General features: G+C 58.8%; 15 protein-coding genes. 1 reads left to right on the top strand and 14 read right to left on the bottom strand.

Translation table 11 applies throughout. The features are described from left to right. From nuoK to ACXWTF_RS08715, 14 genes are all read right to left on the bottom strand, one after another. A complete protein-coding gene (gene nuoK, locus ACXWTF_RS08650; RefSeq protein WP_461714618.1) occupies nucleotides 1-309 on the bottom strand; it encodes an NADH-quinone oxidoreductase subunit NuoK in 309 nt (102 codons plus the stop codon). Further along, nucleotides 306-881, bottom strand: coding sequence for an NADH-quinone oxidoreductase subunit J (locus ACXWTF_RS08655; RefSeq protein WP_461714619.1), 576 nt, complete (start codon nucleotides 879-881; stop codon nucleotides 306-308). Before ACXWTF_RS08655 ends, nuoK begins: the two co-directional genes overlap by 4 nt. 9 nt (nucleotides 882-890) lie before the next feature. Next, nucleotides 891-1,505 carry an NADH-quinone oxidoreductase subunit NuoI gene (gene nuoI / locus ACXWTF_RS08660; protein WP_461714620.1) on the bottom strand — a complete coding sequence of 205 codons (615 nt, stop codon included), beginning with the start codon at nucleotides 1,503-1,505 and terminating at the stop codon, nucleotides 891-893. A gap of 9 nt (nucleotides 1,506-1,514) precedes the next feature. After that, complete coding sequence (gene nuoH, locus ACXWTF_RS08665; protein ID WP_345969877.1) at nucleotides 1,515-2,507, bottom strand: NADH-quinone oxidoreductase subunit NuoH; 993 nt, start codon at nucleotides 2,505-2,507, stop codon at nucleotides 1,515-1,517. Then, complete coding sequence (locus ACXWTF_RS08670; protein WP_461714621.1) at nucleotides 2,508-5,003, bottom strand: NADH-quinone oxidoreductase subunit G; 2,496 nt, start codon at nucleotides 5,001-5,003, stop codon at nucleotides 2,508-2,510. After that, complete coding sequence (locus ACXWTF_RS08675; RefSeq protein WP_461714622.1) at nucleotides 4,996-7,263, bottom strand: 2Fe-2S iron-sulfur cluster-binding protein; 2,268 nt, start codon at nucleotides 7,261-7,263, stop codon at nucleotides 4,996-4,998. Before ACXWTF_RS08675 ends, ACXWTF_RS08670 begins: the two co-directional genes overlap by 8 nt. 9 nt (nucleotides 7,264-7,272) lie before the next feature. Beyond that, nucleotides 7,273-9,306: an FAD-dependent oxidoreductase gene (locus ACXWTF_RS08680; protein ID WP_461714623.1), complete on the bottom strand. Its 2,034-nt coding sequence runs from the start codon at nucleotides 9,304-9,306 to the stop codon at nucleotides 7,273-7,275. A 12-nt stretch (nucleotides 9,307-9,318) separates the two neighbouring features. Next, nucleotides 9,319-9,540: an NADH-ubiquinone oxidoreductase subunit E family protein gene (locus tag ACXWTF_RS08685; protein ID WP_231019198.1), complete on the bottom strand. Its 222-nt coding sequence runs from the start codon at nucleotides 9,538-9,540 to the stop codon at nucleotides 9,319-9,321. A 14-nt stretch (nucleotides 9,541-9,554) separates the two neighbouring features. Next, the gene (gene nuoD / locus ACXWTF_RS08690) at nucleotides 9,555-10,793 is read right to left on the bottom strand and encodes an NADH dehydrogenase (quinone) subunit D (protein WP_345985218.1); all 1,239 of its coding nucleotides are present in this window, start codon (nucleotides 10,791-10,793) and stop codon (nucleotides 9,555-9,557) included. Nucleotides 10,794-10,801: 8 nt separating this feature from the next. Continuing rightward, nucleotides 10,802-11,608: an NADH-quinone oxidoreductase subunit C gene (locus ACXWTF_RS08695; protein WP_461714624.1), complete on the bottom strand. Its 807-nt coding sequence runs from the start codon at nucleotides 11,606-11,608 to the stop codon at nucleotides 10,802-10,804. Then, nucleotides 11,608-12,117: a NuoB/complex I 20 kDa subunit family protein gene (locus tag ACXWTF_RS08700; RefSeq protein ID WP_345985220.1), complete on the bottom strand. Its 510-nt coding sequence runs from the start codon at nucleotides 12,115-12,117 to the stop codon at nucleotides 11,608-11,610. Before ACXWTF_RS08700 ends, ACXWTF_RS08695 begins: the two co-directional genes overlap by 1 nt. Next, complete coding sequence (locus tag ACXWTF_RS08705) at nucleotides 12,099-12,488, bottom strand: NAD(P)H-quinone oxidoreductase subunit 3 (protein WP_231019202.1); 390 nt, start codon at nucleotides 12,486-12,488, stop codon at nucleotides 12,099-12,101. The genes ACXWTF_RS08700 and ACXWTF_RS08705 overlap by 19 nt, the downstream gene beginning before the upstream one ends. Before the next feature lie 237 nt (nucleotides 12,489-12,725). Next, nucleotides 12,726-14,462, bottom strand: a complete 1,737-nt coding sequence (locus tag ACXWTF_RS08710; protein WP_461714625.1) for an ATP-binding protein — start codon at nucleotides 14,460-14,462, stop codon at nucleotides 12,726-12,728. Between the two features lie 29 nt (nucleotides 14,463-14,491). Then, complete coding sequence (locus tag ACXWTF_RS08715; protein WP_461714626.1) at nucleotides 14,492-15,739, bottom strand: OmpP1/FadL family transporter; 1,248 nt, start codon at nucleotides 15,737-15,739, stop codon at nucleotides 14,492-14,494. 189 nt (nucleotides 15,740-15,928) lie between these two features. Here ACXWTF_RS08715 and ACXWTF_RS08720 point away from each other — a divergent pair, with 189 nt between their 5' ends. After that, nucleotides 15,929-17,242, top strand: coding sequence for an OmpP1/FadL family transporter (locus ACXWTF_RS08720; RefSeq protein WP_461714627.1), 1,314 nt, complete (start codon nucleotides 15,929-15,931; stop codon nucleotides 17,240-17,242). The last annotated feature ends 1 nt before the right edge of the window (nucleotide 17,243 follow it).

Below are 17,243 nucleotides of genomic sequence, written 5' to 3' on the forward strand. Positions count from 1 at the left end.
TTACCCTCGCATCGATGTCATAGTATCAAGATCGATCGTACCGGTACGTTTGTACCAGATGATCAGCAGGCCGAGGCCGACGGCGACTTCGGACGCCGCGATGGCGATGACGAAGAACGCGAACATCTGTCCCGTCAGGTCGCCGTAGTAGTGACCGATGGCGGCAAACGCGACGTTGACGGCGTTGAGCAGGATCTCCGACGCCATAAAGAGCATCAGCAGGTTCTTGCGGCGCATGACGCCGACGAGACCGATCGCGAACAGGATCGTCGAAAGTACAAGGTAGTGTGTCAGTCCGATTTCCATCATAATGTCACCTTCTGCTGAGTCTCTTCTTGATGCATCATCGCGATCTCCTCTTCTTTCATTTTCGTGAGGCTGCGGTCCATCTTCTTACCGGCCATGACGATACCGGCGATCATCGCAACGAGCAGCATGACGGCGGCGACCTCGAAGGGGACAAGGTACTTCGTAAAGAGGACGATACCGACCGCTTTCGGGTTCTCAACACCCGCCGGTTCCGGGAAGGCCGCACTGATGTTCTCCGCCGCGATCGGCATCGTGAAGATCGCGACGACCAGCAGCGTCGCCAGGACGCTCAGCGTCAGGACGATCACCTTGGAAGTGTTGTTTTCTTTGACCGCACGGGTCGTATCGAAGAACATCATACCGAAGGCGTAGAGGGCCATGACGGCACCCGTATAGACGATGATCTGGACGACGCCCAGGAAGTCCGCGTTCAGCAGGAAGAAGAACGCGGAGATCATGATCATCCCCGCCGCCATGGAGCTCAGCGCGTAGAGGGCCTGGCTGCTCATCACGGTGTAGGTGAACATCGCGATGGTCAGGACCGCGAAAAGGTAAAATGCAATAGTTTCCATTCAGGCTCCTTAATACGCCAGCGGCGTCTTCTTGACGCGCGTATCTTCGTTCGGAGTAACCGCACCGAATCCCGGGTACTCTTTCTGCTCGCCCTTGATCGCCATGTCAATCGGGGTCAGCATATCCTCGAACAGGATGAAGTGCTCACGCTGCTCGGAGGTGTTCTCGTAGCGCGGACCGTGGACGATCGCCAGTTCCGGGCAGACTTCGGCACAGTAGCCGCAGAAGATACAGCGGCCGAGGTTGATCGTGTACTCGGTCACCTCTTTGCGGCTGTTCTCGTCGATGCGCGTATCCATGCGGATACAGTCGGAGATACAGATCTTCTCACACAGGCCGCAGCCGATACAGCGCTCGGTCCCTGATTCGAAGAGGCGCTGCATCTCGTGGACGGCGCGGTAGCGCGGCCCGATCGGCAGCTTCTCTTTCGGGTACTGCACGGTATGGATGTCAAATTTGATCATCTCGCGCATGACGACCCAGAGGCCGACGAAGAGCTCGCCGCTCAGCGCCCGCTTGACCACCTGTTTGAACCGGTCCCATCCTGTCTCCGGATAGTCCTCGATATCGACCTTGAAATAGTGCTGCTGCACGTTTCTGTCAGTAAATTGTTCCAGACTCATCACGACCCCTTAAAACATCATCACAATGCCGGTAACGACGACATTGATAACCGCGAGCGGCATCAGCACTTTCCAGCAGAGCCACATCAGTTGGTCCGGACGGACATCCGGCCATGCCGCACGCGTCCAGAGGAAAAAGAAGAAGAAGAACGCCACTTTGAGCAGCAGTCCCAGCGCGCCCATCACCGTACCGTCACCGTAGCCGCCGAGGAAGACGATCGCCATGACGAAGGAGATGAAGAACATATTCGCATACTCCCCGATAAAGAAGAGACCCCAGCGCATCCCCGAATACTCCGTACCGAAACCGTCAATGATCTCGTGGTCGTTGGCGACGAGGTGGAACGGCGTACGTCCCGTCTCGGCGAAGGCCGCGATCCAGAAGAGGATAAAGGAGATAAAGCCCATCGGGTGTGCGAAGGCCATCCAGCCGTTCGCGGCCTGGTACTCGTTGAAATCCAGCAGCGAGAGCGAGCCGATGATCATCAGCGGCACCAGCAGCGCCAGCCCCGTGACCACCTCGTAGGAGATGAAGATCGCCGCGCCGCGCGCCGCGGAGATGAGCGACCATTTGTTGTTCGACGCCATACCCCCGAGCAGCGGGCCATAGAGGCCGATGGCCATCACGCCCAGGATATAGAGGATCCCGATGTTGACATCGGCGATGATCGGGTGAACCGTGTAGCCGAAGATGGTGAACTCCGGCAGGAACGGGATCGCCGCCGCTGCCATGAATGCCGTAGCCGCCGTAATGACCGGCGCGATCTTGAAGATCGGCCCGACGACGCCGGACGGGACGATATCCTCTTTGGTAAAGAGCTTGATCCCGTCGGCTGCGATCTGCAGCAGCCCGTACGGACCGACGTGCATCGGCCCCAGACGGCGCTGCATAAATGCGAGCACTTTACGTTCGAAATAGGTTCCGAAGCCGGCCAGTGCCGAGAAGACCAGCAGTACCACGACGATCTTGACGAGCGTCTCGATAATGAATGCTGTATCCATTTACCCCTCCTTATGAATGGATGCTGTCGCAAAGCGGTATGCGCCGAACAGCTCCTCTGTTTTAATGTTTGGATCGAAGGTCGTGACACACATGACGCTGCCGTCGATCTTGTTGTCCTCGACCACTTTCAGGCTCTGTTCGCCCAAGGCCGTTTTGACGCGGACGGTGTCGCCTGCGGCCACGCCCATCGCTTCAAGCTGTGCCGGCGAGAGGTAGATACCGCTCGCTTCGTTCAGCTGGTGCGGCTTCATCGTGAAGGCCGTGAACTGGCGAACCGGGTTGGCCGCGTAGATCACGTTTTCACCTTCGAGCGCCAGGGCTTCGTCGATCTTCTCCACCGCGTCGTCACCCGCGGCGACCGCGGCATTGTTCAGCGCGTAGCCGCGGACTTCCGTGCCGTCGTTCTCGTAACGGTTCGGCAGACTGTCGAACTCGCGTGCTTCAAAGCCGGCGTCTACCGGGAGCTGCGCCGTATAGTCGATAGCATACTTCGCGTTCAGTCCGAGGGCGTTGGCGATGTCGTTCAGTTCATAGCCGCCGTACGGCAGCGCCGCATTGGTCGGGTTGACACGCTTCTCGATTCCGGTCAGCGTCCCCTCCTGCTGGTTCATCGCCGGCATATCAAGGTCGCCTCCTCCCAACGCGCTGAGCACAAAGTCGCCCGCCGTGTTGTAGCCGATGCTGTAATCGCCGGCTTCGCTGTCAAGGTCACAGATGAGCGCCACGCCGAGCGTATTGCTGAGCGGCGGGATCATTGTCAGCTCGAAGTCCGTATACTTTTCGACAAGTGCACAGAGGCGCGCGAGGTTCTTCGCGTTCGGGTGCGTATAGAGGTCCGGACCTGCGATAAGGGCGAAGGCATCTTTTTTCTTGAGGTTCTTGTCGAGGAACGCGTCCCACGCGTCCGCATCGATGTCGAGCAGCTCGAGCAGGCGGTTTTCGTCGACTTCGACCTCTTTGGAGACCTTCTTCGGCACCATTTTGGTCTTCTCTTCCTCGACCTCTTCCTCAACGCCTGTCTCCTCGTTGACCTTCTTCACCATCACCTTCTCGACGACCTTCTCTTTGATCGTCTCTTCGACCGTCACGGTCTTGAGTGTGTGGAAGGAGGCGAGGTACTCCGTGATGTCAGAAGGCATCTTCTCTTTGTCCCCGAAGAGGTCGAGGATCAGGTAGAGTGCCGCTTCTTCGCGCAGCGGCTTGTGGTAGGCCGTGAAGACGCCCTTGCCGATCCCTTCGATGACCGGATCGGCGAGCGGGTGGAAATAGACCCCCGCGCCCTTGTTCATTTTGATGGCGTTGTTGAAAGCGTAGCGGGCGTTCGGGTTGTCCGACTTGAGGGCCGTACCGACGGAAACGACGAAGTTCGCATCGTGTGCTTTTTTCAGGTCGCCGCCGTAGAGCTGCCGGCCGCTGACCGCAGCGTAGTCGTCAAGGAACGTTTTGAAAGTACGCGCTTCCTCGTTGATGAGACGGTACCCTTTAAGTTCCTTCAGCTTCTGCAGCATCAGCGCCTCTTCGTTGCTGATCGTGCTTGTAAAGCGGATCGTGTCCGCCTTCTCAAAGGCTGCGAGTGCTGCGCTGAACGCGGCTTCGTCTTTGGCGACGTCGCGGTTCTCGAAGTCGTAGCCGTAGCGTCCGGCACCGCAGAGGGAGACGTAGTTCCACTCGTTGCTCGTACGGTAGATCTTCTCCTCGTTGCTGTCAACGGAAGTGTGCTTCACTTCGTAGTTGAGCTGGCAGCCCGCCGAACAGTGTGAACAGGTCGCCGGGATCTTCTGCTGTTCCCAGGCGTTGGTCGTGTAGACGAAGTCCGTATCGACGAGGGCGCCGACCGGACAGACCGCCGCACACTCACCGCAGGAGGTACAGTCAAGCATCTCTTCACCGGAGGTGAGACCGATAACGGATTTGTTGAGCTTGTTCCACATCGCGTAGGCGTCTTTGGGCATCGTCTCTTTGAACTCGGCATCGATCGGTCCGCCGCCGCGGGGAACGGTTTTGAGGGAGTTATCGCCGATCATGTCCTTACAGACGGTGACACAGCGCTCGCAGACGATACAGAGGCCCGGATCGTAGTGGAGGTGCCCCCAGTCTTTGATGGGGCGCTCGACGTCGGCGATGCTGTAGCTCTGCGAATCGACGCCCAGCTCGAGGGTGTAGTTCTGCAGTTCGCACTCGCCGGACTGGTCACAGACCCCGCACTGCAGCGGGTGGTTGACGTCGTAGACCTCCATGATGGAGCGGCGCTCCGTCGCGATGTTGTCCGTCGTCGTCGTGATCTCCATGCCCTCTTTGGTCTTGGCGTTACAGGCGTAGACCTGTTTGCCGTCCGCCTCTACCAGACAGATACGGCAGGCCAAGGTCGGGCTGCAGCGTGTCAGGTAACAGATGGCAGGGATGAAAATGCCGTTGGCCCGCGCGGCGTTGAGGATGTATTCGCCCTCTTCGCACTCGATCGGCCGGCCGTCGATGGTGATGTTGATTTTACTCATCGTTGCTCGCTTTCATAATATTGACTTTCTCAAACCTGTAGGCCCCCGGATTCACGGAAAGGCCGCGATCGAAGGTCGGTTCAAGGGCAATGGTTCCCTTCAGGCTGGAATCGATGACAAAACGGCGTTCGCGGGCCGCGTCGCCGCTGCCGATGACGACAAGGTCGCCGTCTTTGAGGCGTGCCGCCACCGCGAACTGTTCGCTTCCGCGCAGTTCTGCGTTTTTCTCCAGCTGCGCCGTGCGCGCCGTGAAACGGTTGAACTGCAAGACCGGGTTGCTGGCGTAAACGACCGTCCCGTTGAACTCCGGAAGCTCTTCGACGTCGTCGCACTTCTGCGCCGCCGGCTTTTTGACCTTCTCGAGGCGGTAACCGCGCGTATCCTCACCCAGGGGGGAGTAGAAGTTCTCCAGGTCGTCGAAGGCGACGGCCTTGAAGCCCTTCTCTGCCGGAAGTTCCGGCGTGAAGTCGATGGTGTAGCGCTTGCCGACACCCAGGGCGTTGGCCAGGTCGTTGAGCACGTAGCCGTCGAACCCCACGGCCACGTTCATCGGCAGGAGCTGGCGGTCGAGGTTGACCACCGTCCCCTCCTGCTGGTTCATCGCCGCGACCGTCAGGTCCGCATCGGCATCCGACGCGATCACGAAGTCGCCGGCCGCGTTGTAGCCGACGACTTTCGTGTTGCTGCCGCTGTCCGCATCAAGGTCACAGATCAGTGAGACCCCGACGCTGTTGACCTCCGCCGCCGCAACGACGACTTTGTAACCGCCGAAGCGCGCCAGCAGTCCCGCCAGTCTCGCAATGTTCTCCGCACGCGGATGGGCAAATAAATCGCTTCCAAGCACGAGGGTCTTGGCTTTTGCCCGCTTGAACTGCTTGCCGATGAGGGCCAGTTCCTCTTCACCGACATTGCTCTCGGCACTGAGGTAGCCGTCGTCGAGCGCCGCAAGGAAGGCTTCGGTCGTCTTGTTCGTCTCGGTACCGGCGAGGAGCGCCTGCGCCAGCAGCGCCATGACACCCTCTTCGGTCCCGACTTCGTGCTTGATGAACTGCGTGACGATGTTCTGCATCAGGGCATCCTCGAGCGGATGCATGTAGACGATCTTCGCCCCGCGGTGGCGGGCGGCCGTCGTCATCGCGTAGCGCAGCGCCGGGTTGTCGGTCCCGATACGGCTGCCCAGCACGATGATGCCGTCGCTGGCTTTGAGGTCGGCCATTGTAGCGAGTTCCGCCTTGCCGTCCGCCGTCGAGCCGAAGGCCTCGACAAAGGCGCCGTAGCGGCGTGCATCCTCGTTATAGAGCTTGAGGCCCGTCTGCTCCTTGAGACGCTGCAGGATCAGCGCCTCTTCATTGGTAATGATCGAGGAGAAGCGGATCGCCTCGGCGCCTTTGATGGCTTCCAGGGCCGCCACGAACGCTTTGCCGTCTTTTTCGCCTTTGACATCGAAGTCAAACCCGAAACGCCCCGCCCCGCAAAGCGAGGCGAATTCAAAGTTGTTCGTGACGCGGAAGATGCGCTCTTCGCCCGGCTTGGCCGCGCCGGAGCTCTTCACTTCGTACTCCAGGGCGCAGCCCGCGGAACAGTGGGCACAGGTGGAGGGAATACGCTCCAGTTCCCAGGCGTTGGCCTTGTACTGGAAATCCGCACTCACCAGCGCACCGACCGGACAGACCGCGATACACTCGCCGCAGAAGGTACAGTCAAGCTGCTCGCTGTTTTTCGGAATGATCGTCGACTTGTAGCCGCCGAATTTGAGTTCGATGGCATCGTCGCCGATCACTTCGTTACAGACGTGCGTACACTTCTCGCACATGATACAGAGGTTCGGATCGTAGTTGATCAGTCCCCAATGCTCGATCTTGCGCGACTGCTCCTTGGCCGTAAAGTGCTGTGCACCGACGTTGAACTCCAGCGTCTTGTTCTGCAGATCGCAGGCACCCGATTTGTCGCAGACCCCGCACTCAAGGGGGTGGTTGACGTCGTAGAGGCGCATGATGTTCGTGCGCTCTTCGTGCAGGACGTTGTTGTTGGTAATGACGGCCAGCCCCTCGGTCGGAGGTGTCTGGCAGCTCAGGACCATCCCGTCGACGCCCTCGGCTTCCACGACGCACAGACGGCACGATGCCGCCGGGTTCGTTTTTTCGAGGTAACACATCGTCGGGATATAGATCCCTTCGCGGCGGGCGACGTTAAGGATCGTCTCGCCCTTTTTCGCACTGACGTTGCGGCCGTCAATGGTAAAGTTGATCATTTCACTCATCCGGCCTCCTTACTGCGCGACCATCGCGATATAGTAGCAGCGCATACAGCGTTCAGCTTCGCTGATCGCCTGCTCCTGCGTGAAGCCGAAGTTGACTTCCATGTTGTTGACTTTTCGGATGTCGACGTCGACGACCTCGCTATGCTGGCGCGGCAGGCCCGGCAACCAGCCGGTGACCTTTTCGTTCTTGTCGTAGACCCGCATTTTACGCAGCTGGTCCTCCATCACCTCGTCATCGGTGAGGGTGATCTCCCCGCTCTGAACGTACCGGGAGATGACGGAAGCGGCGCGCTTCGCCTGCCCGACGGCGTTGACGATGGTCATCGGACCGTATTCGCAGTCGCCCGATGCAAAGATCCCTTTGCGCGAGGTCATGTAGTCCTTGCCGTTGGTCTTGATCGTCGCCCAGGAGGTCATCTCGATCTCCCACTCCTCCGGGAGCAGGTCCAAATCGGCGCTCTGGGAAACGGCCGGGATCAGGTAGTCGCACTCCATCTCGAAGGAAGCCCCTTCGATCTTGACGAGTTGCGGACGCCCGCCGTCGGGATCGGGGACCAGTTCGAACTTGTCGACGATGAGGGATTTGAGTACATCGTTCTCATCGACGATCGCATTGACCGCGGAGTGGAAGATAAACTCGACACCCTCTTCGACCGCTTCGTGGTACTCCTCGTAGGTCGTATTACGGATGATCGTCTTCTCGTCGCGGCGGTAAAGCATGACGACACGCTTCGCCCCGGCGCGGATGGAACAGCGCACGACGTCCATCGAGGTAAAGCCGCCCCCGACACAGACGACGGTCTTGCCCGTAAGGTCGACGTAGTCGCAGTCGATGGCGTACTCTTTTTTCTGCTCCTCGGTGAGGGTAATCCCGAACTTGACGTAGAGGTTCACGCGGTCGAGGAAATCGATCGCCCCCCAGTAGCCGGTGATCTCCGGGCGCTCGTTATCACAGCGCACCTTCTTGGAGATCCGCGTACCCGTCGCGACCATGACCGCGTCGTAGTCCTGTTCGAACTGGCGCATCATGTCCGCCGTGACGCGGCTGTTGGTAATGAAGTTGACGCCGAGGTCCTTGACGGCCTCGATATCCTTTTCATACTTGTCCCACGGCATACGGTATTCCGGAACACCGACGGTCACTTCACCGCCGAGGACCGGCAGCTCTTCATAGACGTCACAGTGGACCCCTTCGAGCGCCAGGTAGTACGCGGTGGTGAGACCCGCAGGGCCCGCACCAATGACGGCGACTTTCTTGCCAGTGGACGGTTTCTGCTCTGAGGGGTGGAAGAAGCCGAAACCGTGGTCGGTCTCGTAATCGGCGCCGAGACGCTTGAGCTCCATGATCGCGATCGGTTCGTCCAGGTTCGTACGGCGGCACTCATCCTCGCACGGATGCGGACAGACGCGGCCGCAGGTGTGCGCCAGCGGCATCGTCTGGCGGGTGGCCATCAGGGAGTCGTCGAAACGGAGATCCCGGACACCCTCGATGTACGCCGGAATGTCGACGTGCGCCGGACAGGCGTCCGTACACGGCGCCGTGATCTTGGCGATGTAGCCGACGTCCTCGTTGTAGTGTTTCGAAGGCTTCTGCCCGTCGATGCACGCCAGGAAATCCGCTTCGAAATGCGTCATCAGGTCCAGCAGCGGGTTCGGCACGGTTTTGCCGATCTCGCATTTGGAGGTCAGCTGCATGTTGCGCGCAACCTCTTTGAGGTGATCCATATCACTGAGCGCACCTTCGCCCCGGGCGATCTTGTCCAGAAGGTCGTACAGGATCCGTCCGCCCCAGCGGCCGGGGGCACAGCGCCCGCACGCCTCGGAGTAGACCTGGTACTGTGCGGCATATTCGGTTGCCAGGCGTACAACATCCACTTCGGGATCGTAGAGCGCCACGCCGTCCCAGCCAATAAAGGCCTTGGCATCACTGTGCTCGTTGTACTGCATCGGCAGCTTGTATGCACTCTCTTCCCACGCCGCTTCGGATTTGCCGATATTGTTAATCTGCTCCGATTTCCACGTGGAGAAATAGACTTTACTCAACTTTTCTTCCTCTTATTTGCGGACAACAAGGGTCCAGTCGACTTCGTTGAACTTCAACGAATTGAGCAGTTCGTATCCCTGCTCTTTCATCAGGTCGGCACTGCGCTGTACCGGCGAGAAGTCACCTACTTCGAACAGGAAGATGATCACTTCGCCCGCAGGAGCCGTTTGCATGATCTCCATCATGCGGCCATCAAACTCATTGTGCAGATGTCTAAGGTCGTAACGTAACATTCATGCGCTCCTTATTAACGGTCGACTTCGCCGAAGACGATATTGGTCGTTCCGATGATGGAGACGACGTCCGGGATGTAGTGGCCCGGGAGAAGATCCGTGAGGATCCCCGTGTGCCAGAACGACGGTGCACGCAGCTTGAGGCGGTACGGATAGGCGCCGCCCTGGCTGTTGATGAAGTAGCCCAGCTCCCCTTTGGGGGATTCGGTCGGGACATACACCTCGCCGACCGGCGGGCGCATCCCCTGCGTGACGAGGACGAAGTGCTGCATCAGCGCGTAGTTCTGCGTCATGATGTCGAGCTTCGGCGCGGAGATGTATTGCGGCGCATGGGCCATCAGTTCGGTCTGGTTGTTCTTGACCGTCTCCTCGTACATGTCGATCGTCTGGTAGAGGATCTTCGCGGATTCGCGCATCTCGGCCATGTAGATCTTGTAACGTGCGTAGTTGTCGCCCTTGTCGGACCACGGGATGTCGAACTCGACTTCGTCGTAGAGTTCGTACGGCTCCTCTTTACGGATATCCCACTGGACACCAGAAGCACGAAGCATCGGACCTGTACAACCCCAGGAGAGGGCCATCTCCGTCGAGATCGTCCCGACGTTCTCCATACGCATTTTCCAGATACGGTTCTGGTCGAGGAGGTCTTCGTAATCCTTGATGTTCTGCGGGAGCTTGTCCAGGAACTTCTTGAGGTCGCCCAGGAAGTTGTCCGGAATGTCGAGCGGCACACCGCCGATGCGGATCGCCGCGTGCGTCAGGCGCGCACCGCAGTAATCCTCGACGAGGTCCATCAGGTATTCGCGTTCGCGGAAGGCGTAGAGGAAGACCGTCATCGCCCCGATGTCGAGCGCCGTCGTCGCCAGCCAGAAGAGGTGCGACATGAGGCGGTTGACCTCGAGCAGCATCATACGGATGACCTTCGCGCGGCGCGGCACTTCGAGGCCGATCAGTTTCTCAACCGCCAGGGCGAAGCCGTAGTTGTTGGAAGAAGAGGCGATATAGTCCATACGGTCGGTGGTCGGCATGAACTCGTTGTAGATCATGTTCTCCGCCATCTTCTCCATCCCGCGGTGCAGATAACCGACATCCGGGTGCGCCTTGACGATCTGCTCCTGCTGGAGGTGCAGCATCAGGCGCAGCTGTCCGTGTGCGGAGGGGTGCTGCGGTCCGAAGTTGAGCACGAGTTCGTTGTCGTCACGCTCAAAGGTGATATTTTCAAAAAACGGTCGTAATCGGTTCGTCTGTTGCATTGCTCGCCTTATCTGTCTCTGTCTTCAATAACGACAGATTTTTCTTCGTGGAATTTCGAAATCATGAAGACGCCGCCCTCTTCCTGGTAGTCGAGATCCTTCTTCGTTTCACCTTCGGTGATATCCGTACCCTTCGGCACTTCGTGGCCGAGGCGGGCGAAACGTGTCGTATCGTAGCGGTTGACTTCCGCCGGGTCGCGCAGTTCAGGTCCGATGATATCGCGGTACTCTTTGCCGAAGATCTTGTCGACTTCGTACCATGCGGCAAACTCGTCGCCCTGCAGCGGGTAGGTCTTGCGCAGCGGCCAGCCTTCCCAGTCGTCCGGCATCAGGATGCGTTTGGGGAACGGGTGGTTGTTCAGTTTGATCCCGAACATGTCGAACATCTCGCGCTCGCTCCAGTCCGCGCTGCGGAAGAGTTTCTCGACGCTGTTGACCGCTTCGTTCTCATCGATGAACATCTTAATACGGAGGCGCTTGCGCTTGGTCATGCTGAGCATCTGGTAGAAGACCTCGAACTGTCCCTTTTCCGCCAGCCAGTCGATGGCGCTCATTTCTGAGAGCTGGGTATACCCCAGTTCATCACGGAGCAGTTCGAGCACACCGAAGTTGTCCTCGGGCTTGATGTAGACGACCATCTGCTCGACCTGGATATAGGCCTCGCTGACGTCGAATTTCGCTTTGATCGCTTCGAGGTCCGCCGCGAAAACCGCGTCTTCGCTCACGTCGCTTTTCGCGACCTGCGGTGCGACCCAGTAGCGGTCCGTATAGTAGGGTTTTGCCTGTACGTCGTCTTTCGGGGTATAGCGTCTCATTACAGCAGCCTTTTCGGTTTCTGGGCTTTGATCGCCTTTTCACTGCGGATCTTCTTCTGCAGCATCAGGACCGCATACTGCAGTGTCTCCGGACGCGGGGCGCAGCCCGGCAGGTAGAGGTCGACCGGAATGACGCGGTCACACCCCTGCACGGTGGCGTAGGTGTTGAACATCCCGCCCGTATTGGCGCAGGAGCCCATGGAGATGACCCATTTGGGTTCCGTCATCTGGTCGTAGAGACGGCGGATGAACTCCGCGTGCTTCTTCGTCAGCGTTCCCGCGACGATCATGACTTCCGACTGGCGCGGGGAAGCGCGGAAGATCGTACCGAAGCGGTCGAAGTCGTAGCGGGACGCCCCCGATGCCATCATCTCGATCCCGCAGCAGGCCAGACCGTATGTCAGGGCCCAAAGCGAGTTCGAGCGCCCCCAGTTGACCACCTTGTCGACAGTCGTCAGTGCGACGGGAAGCCCGCCGTCTTGCATGAAATTTACTTGATGTTGTGCCATTCAAGCGCTCCTTTCTTCCAAGCGTACACGAAACCGATGGCCAGCAGCAGGATGAAGAGCATCATCTCCGCAAAACCGAACCAACCGAGCAGTTTGAAGTCGATTGCCCATGGGAACATGAAAACGATCTCCACGTCAAACAGCAGAAACAGCAGCGCGAACAGGTAAAACTGCGGCGAGATTCTGTTGGGCTGTTTGGTCACTTCCGGTCCACATTCGTAGATGGAAAGTTTGATCTTTTCCGTATCTTTTGCCGCCATTGCGCGGCTGGCCCATCGTGCCAGGACCGTCGTTCCGTAGAACGCACCGAAGGTCAGCACGAAGAGGATAAAGACCCCAAAATAGGGGTGAGCAACACCTACATGTTCCATGTATCCTACCTTTTCTAATGGTATCAACCCGGAGAAATCCCCGAAAATCGGGGCTTTCTCCAAGCGAGATTCTATATAAAAACAGTTGTAAGCAATATAGCGAAAAGGTCATTAAAACCCCTAAATCCGGCCTTCCCAATTGGGGTGTATGTCACCGATGGAAACAGGTCAAAAATGAGGGTGCAGGAGGCGTTGTTTCAATTTGTAGCAAAGAAAAGCAGCGGGATGATGAAAAAATCACCCCTGGAGGAATCCCATCGCTTTTTCCGTATCGAAGGTACCCCGTTTCTCTTTTTCGATCTCCTCGGTGAAGGCTTCCAGGGTAAAAAGCGGCTCCTCCATCGTCGCGACGTTGAAGGCCGTATTCTTGATGACGAGGCTGATCTGCCCGCCGCTCAGATCATACCCGGCGAGTTTCTCGATGTCGAAATCCTCTGCATAGGGCGCTTTGGTCGGCAGCATCTTCTCCCAGAGCGTGCGGCGCTGTTCGCGGTCGGGGCGTTTGAACTCGATCTTGTAGTTGAAACGGCGCGAAAAGGCGCTGTCGATATTCTCCAGCAGGTTCGTCGTCGCGATGAGGATCCCCTTGAAACCCTCGATCTGCTCGAGAAAGATGTTCTGCATCTGGTTGTGCATCTGTTCGGCGCTGCTGCCCGTGCCGGAGGAGCGCGCACTCAGGAACTGGTCCGCCTCGTTGAGCAGCAGGACCGGTTCCGTCTTCGTCTTCTCCGTCAGATCCTTATAGGTATCGAAGATCTTGCGGACGTTCTTCTCACTCTCACCCACGTACATGGAGAGTATCTTGGAACAGTCGAAACTGAGCACCTGGCGCTTCAGCGACTTGGCCAGGGAGTAGGCCGTCATCGTTTTTCCCGTACCCGGGGGGCCGTAGAAGATGATACGCGCGTCGACGCCCTGCTTTTTGCTCTTGACCCCCCACTCCACGAGCCGCTGCACGACCCGCTTGTCCATCTGGTGCATCAGGTTGTCGAGGACCCGGCGCGTCGAGGGGTTGAGGACGACGTCGTCAAGGGAGGTGCTGGGATCGATCAGTTCGAAGATCTCCTGCTCCTTGATGAGCATGTCGAGTTTGAGCTTGTGCACCTTCTTCTTTTTCTGGGGGTGCATAATGTTCTGGAGCACCTCGTCGACGATGTAGAAGGCCCGGGCGATCCCGCCGAAGGGGTTGAGCATCTCTTCGTAGTCGATGATCTCCTCGGTGAGCAGCTTGGAACCCTCCTCGAGCAGGGCGCGGTTGCGGATGCGGTCGTATTCGTCGCTGCTGATCAGGTCGATCAGCGCCGTCATCTCCCGCAGGGAGTTGTCCCCGGCGCTGTACTCCTCTTTGAGCAGGGCCAGGAAGATCACCTCCTCCTTGCCTTCAAGCTCGCTGGTGCGGAGGTATTTCTCCAGGGCGATCTCCGACGTCGTCTGGGCGATCCGCTCGCCGATCCGCTTCTCCAGTATCTCCAGCTTGTTCTGCAGCCGGTGGATCGAAAGGGACTGCTCATTGCCCTGGTGGCGCACCGTGCTGATCTTCTGGTAGAGCTCGATACGGAAGAACTGGTCCTGGAGGTACTCCAGGTGATCTTCGTAGGGTTTGATCTCGGGCAGTGTCATCTCCAGCGAGCCCAGCTCGAGCAGCCGCAGGAACGGGGTGCTGAGCGCCACCGACGTATTGAGCAGCTCCAGATTGCACGCCTCGCTGACTTTGAGCGGTGTGAAGCTCTGCTGGGCGATCCAGCCGAGCTCGAGCAGGTTCTTGATCTGATCGAGGTGGGCGAGGAAACCGTACTCCTCCTCCCCGAAAAGCTCCTGCAGCAGCTCCAGCACTCCGCTGTCCTCCTGCCCGGTAATATAGCGGCGTGCCATCGCCTGAAGGATCTTGGCCTCTTCGACACCGCATTTGAGCTGGGCGAAGATGGTGCTTTGCTCCACCTCGCCGCGTTCAACAAACTCCACCAGATATTTCACTTCTGTCACTTCCTTTATGTCGTTCGGGACTAGAAACGGTACTCCGCGCCCAGTGTCACCAGGATCGCGGCCGTATTCTTGAAGATCCCGTCGATATCGTTGTCATTGACGGTACCGTTGATTTTACGGTCCTCTTTATGGTCATAGAGGAGCCCCCCGCCGAAGTTCCACGCTTCGTCAAAACGGTAGCGCGCCCCGGCGGAGAAGATGATCGCATCGGCGTCGGGCAGCTCGAAATTAAGCGTCTTCTCGGGGACCGGGGTCTCGTCGAGCGCGATGCCCGCCATCAGCGTCCATGCGTCAAGCCCCTGCGTGACGCCCAGACGGTAGACGTTCGTATCTTTCCAGTTCTTCGGGATCGGGTCGTCAAAATAGGGGGCCATCGCCCCGATGTCGGTGTCGTAATCAAAATCGAGGTCTTTGAAGGCGGACCAGTAATCTTTTTCATACATGAACTCGACCGTCGTTGCCTGCGCGCTCCCTTCGTTGAAGGTGTACGCCGCCGCCACCTGCAGCACCGCCGGCAGCGGCAGGCTGACCGAACCGCCGACATCATAGAGCAGCGTCCCGTTGTAGGCGCCGTCATCGGGGAAGTAGATTTTCGCATCCCCCTCGATATCGAATTCGACGCTGCTGCGGTAGGTTGCCGCGAGTTTCACTTCCGGCGTCGGTCGGTAGCTCAGCGCCAGGTTGTAGCCGAACGCGAATCCGTCGCCGGCCATGTCCCGCGAACCGATAGAGCCGCTTTTGACGACGCCCTGCACGTAGAGTGCCCGCACGCCGCCCCCGACGGAGAGCTCCGGCGTGATGCGGTAGGCCGCCGTGGGGTTGAACTCGATGGTCTGCACCGTCACCTCCCACGCATAGCTTCGCGCCGGCTGGTCGTTCCAGCGTTTGGAAAGACCGCCGGGAGAGAGCATAGAAGCACCGAAACGCCAGTCGCCGAAGGCCGGGGAGACGTAGTGCAGCGTCGGAACGAGGAAGTGCTCAGGCTCCGCATCGGAACCGCTCGTATCCGTCCCGACAAGCCCCGCCTGCGGCGCGGAACCGTTGAAGTGCACCCCCGTAAGCCCGATATAGGTCAGGGCTGCCTCCGCTTTCTGTGCAGCATCATCGAAGACCATGTTCGCCGGGTTGTAATAGGTGGCATCCGCCCCGTTGGCGTTGGCGGCATAGGCCGCGGCCAATGCCAGGCTGTTGATGGAATTTTCGGGGATGCGGTATCCCCCGGCCGTCAATGCCGTAGCCGCCGTCGCCAACAGAAGCGCTCTTTTCATCTCTTCCTCTCCTGATCCACAAGGTTCTATCTCTACGCTTATGGTATCCAATTGACCCATAGAATTGTCATAATACCGTGTGCTCTCACCATTGGGTGTGTATTGATGTTTTGATACGTTTAATCTCACTTTATAGCGAACTCATCTATAGTAACAGTTGCACTAACAAAAGAAGAGAGGGAATAACACATGAGGAGATTGCGTCTTCATCCGTTTTACAGCGCCGCGGCGCTGCTGCTCGCCGCGGCGGGCGCACAGGGTGCCGGCTTCGGCATTATCGAAAACTCGGCCTCGGGCATGGGAACGGCGTACGCCTCCGGAGGGGCGGCGGGCGAGGACGCTTCGACCGTCTGGTTCAACCCCGCCTCGATGACGCTGCTGGGGGGCCAGAACGTCGTCGGGGCGATCAATGCCATCCTTCCGACGGCCGATTTCAGCAATAACGGTTCCGCCTTTGCCGACGGCAGCGCCCTCAGCGGCCCCGATTCGAACAGCAACACCCCGGCCCTGATCCCGACCTTTTACTACAGCGGCCAGATCAACGACCGGCTCTTCGCCGGGATCAGCATCAACGCCCCTTTCGGGCTGGTGACGCAGTATGACGATGACTGGGTCGGACGCTACCATGCCGTCGAGTCGGACCTCAAAACCGTCAACATCAACCCTGCCGTCGCCTACAGGATCGATGAGCATTGGAGCATTGGGGCCGGCGTCAGCCTCCAGCTGCTCGACATCACCCTCACCAGCGCCGTCGACTTCGGCGCCCTGATCGGTACCCCCGGCAGCGCCGACGGTTTTGCCGATCTCAGCGGCGACAACTACAACGACCTGGCCTTCGGCTGGAACATCGGCGTGCTCTACAATGTCGATGATCATACCCGGGTCGCCCTCGCCTACCGTTCCGCCGTCGACCAGCATGTAGAGGGCGACGCCGACTTCCGCGTGCCCGCGGCGGCCGCCCCCGTCGTCAGTACCGGCGCCTTTACCGATACGACCCTCAGCGCCGACGTCACCCTGCCCGCTTCCGCGTCGTTGAGCCTCTTTCACAGCTTCGGGGTACTCGACCTGATGGCCGATGTCACCTGGACGCAGTGGAGCACGTTCGAGGAACTGCGCATCAAGTATGACAACCCGGCCCAGCCCGACTCCGTCACAACAGAGGATTACCAGGACCAGCTGCGTGTCGCCCTAGGCGAACGCATCCATATCAACGATCAGTTCGTCCTGCGCGCCGGGATGGCCTATGACCAGAAGGCCGTCAAAAACCGCTACCGCCGTACCCCGCGTATCCCGGACAACGACCGTTTCTGGCTCTCGCTGGGTGCGGGGTATGCCGTGAACAGCATGCTCAGCATCGACGCGGCCTACAGTCACCTCTTTGTCCCGGCAACGAAGATCGAGAATACCTTTGAATCCGGTCTCCCGGAACTCAACCACACCCTCAAAGGAACCTACAATTCCAGCGTCGATATCCTCAGCGCCCAGCTGAGCATGAAATTTTAGG

The sequence above is a fragment of the Thiomicrolovo sp. ZZH C-3 genome (assembly GCF_054862725.1).

Excerpts from the sequence above, each read along its gene's own strand:
- nuoK (WP_461714618.1), bottom strand. The coding sequence starts at position 309 with ATGATGGAAATCGGACTGACACACTACCTTGTACTTTCGACGATCCTG.
- ACXWTF_RS08655 (WP_461714619.1), bottom strand. The coding sequence starts at position 881 with ATGGAAACTATTGCATTTTACCTTTTCGCGGTCCTGACCATCGCGATG.
- nuoI (WP_461714620.1), bottom strand. The coding sequence starts at position 1,505 with ATGAGTCTGGAACAATTTACTGACAGAAACGTGCAGCAGCACTATTTC.
- nuoH (WP_345969877.1), bottom strand. The coding sequence starts at position 2,507 with ATGGATACAGCATTCATTATCGAGACGCTCGTCAAGATCGTCGTGGTA.
- ACXWTF_RS08670 (WP_461714621.1), bottom strand. The coding sequence starts at position 5,003 with ATGAGTAAAATCAACATCACCATCGACGGCCGGCCGATCGAGTGCGAA.
- ACXWTF_RS08675 (WP_461714622.1), bottom strand. The coding sequence starts at position 7,263 with ATGAGTGAAATGATCAACTTTACCATTGACGGCCGCAACGTCAGTGCG.
- ACXWTF_RS08685 (WP_231019198.1), bottom strand. The coding sequence starts at position 9,540 with ATGTTACGTTACGACCTTAGACATCTGCACAATGAGTTTGATGGCCGC.
- nuoD (WP_345985218.1), bottom strand. The coding sequence starts at position 10,793 with ATGCAACAGACGAACCGATTACGACCGTTTTTTGAAAATATCACCTTT.
- ACXWTF_RS08695 (WP_461714624.1), bottom strand. The coding sequence starts at position 11,608 with ATGAGACGCTATACCCCGAAAGACGACGTACAGGCAAAACCCTACTAT.
- ACXWTF_RS08700 (WP_345985220.1), bottom strand. The coding sequence starts at position 12,117 with ATGGCACAACATCAAGTAAATTTCATGCAAGACGGCGGGCTTCCCGTC.
- ACXWTF_RS08705 (WP_231019202.1), bottom strand. The coding sequence starts at position 12,488 with ATGGAACATGTAGGTGTTGCTCACCCCTATTTTGGGGTCTTTATCCTC.
- ACXWTF_RS08715 (WP_461714626.1), bottom strand. The coding sequence starts at position 15,739 with ATGAAAAGAGCGCTTCTGTTGGCGACGGCGGCTACGGCATTGACGGCC.
- ACXWTF_RS08720 (WP_461714627.1), top strand. The coding sequence starts at position 15,929 with ATGAGGAGATTGCGTCTTCATCCGTTTTACAGCGCCGCGGCGCTGCTG.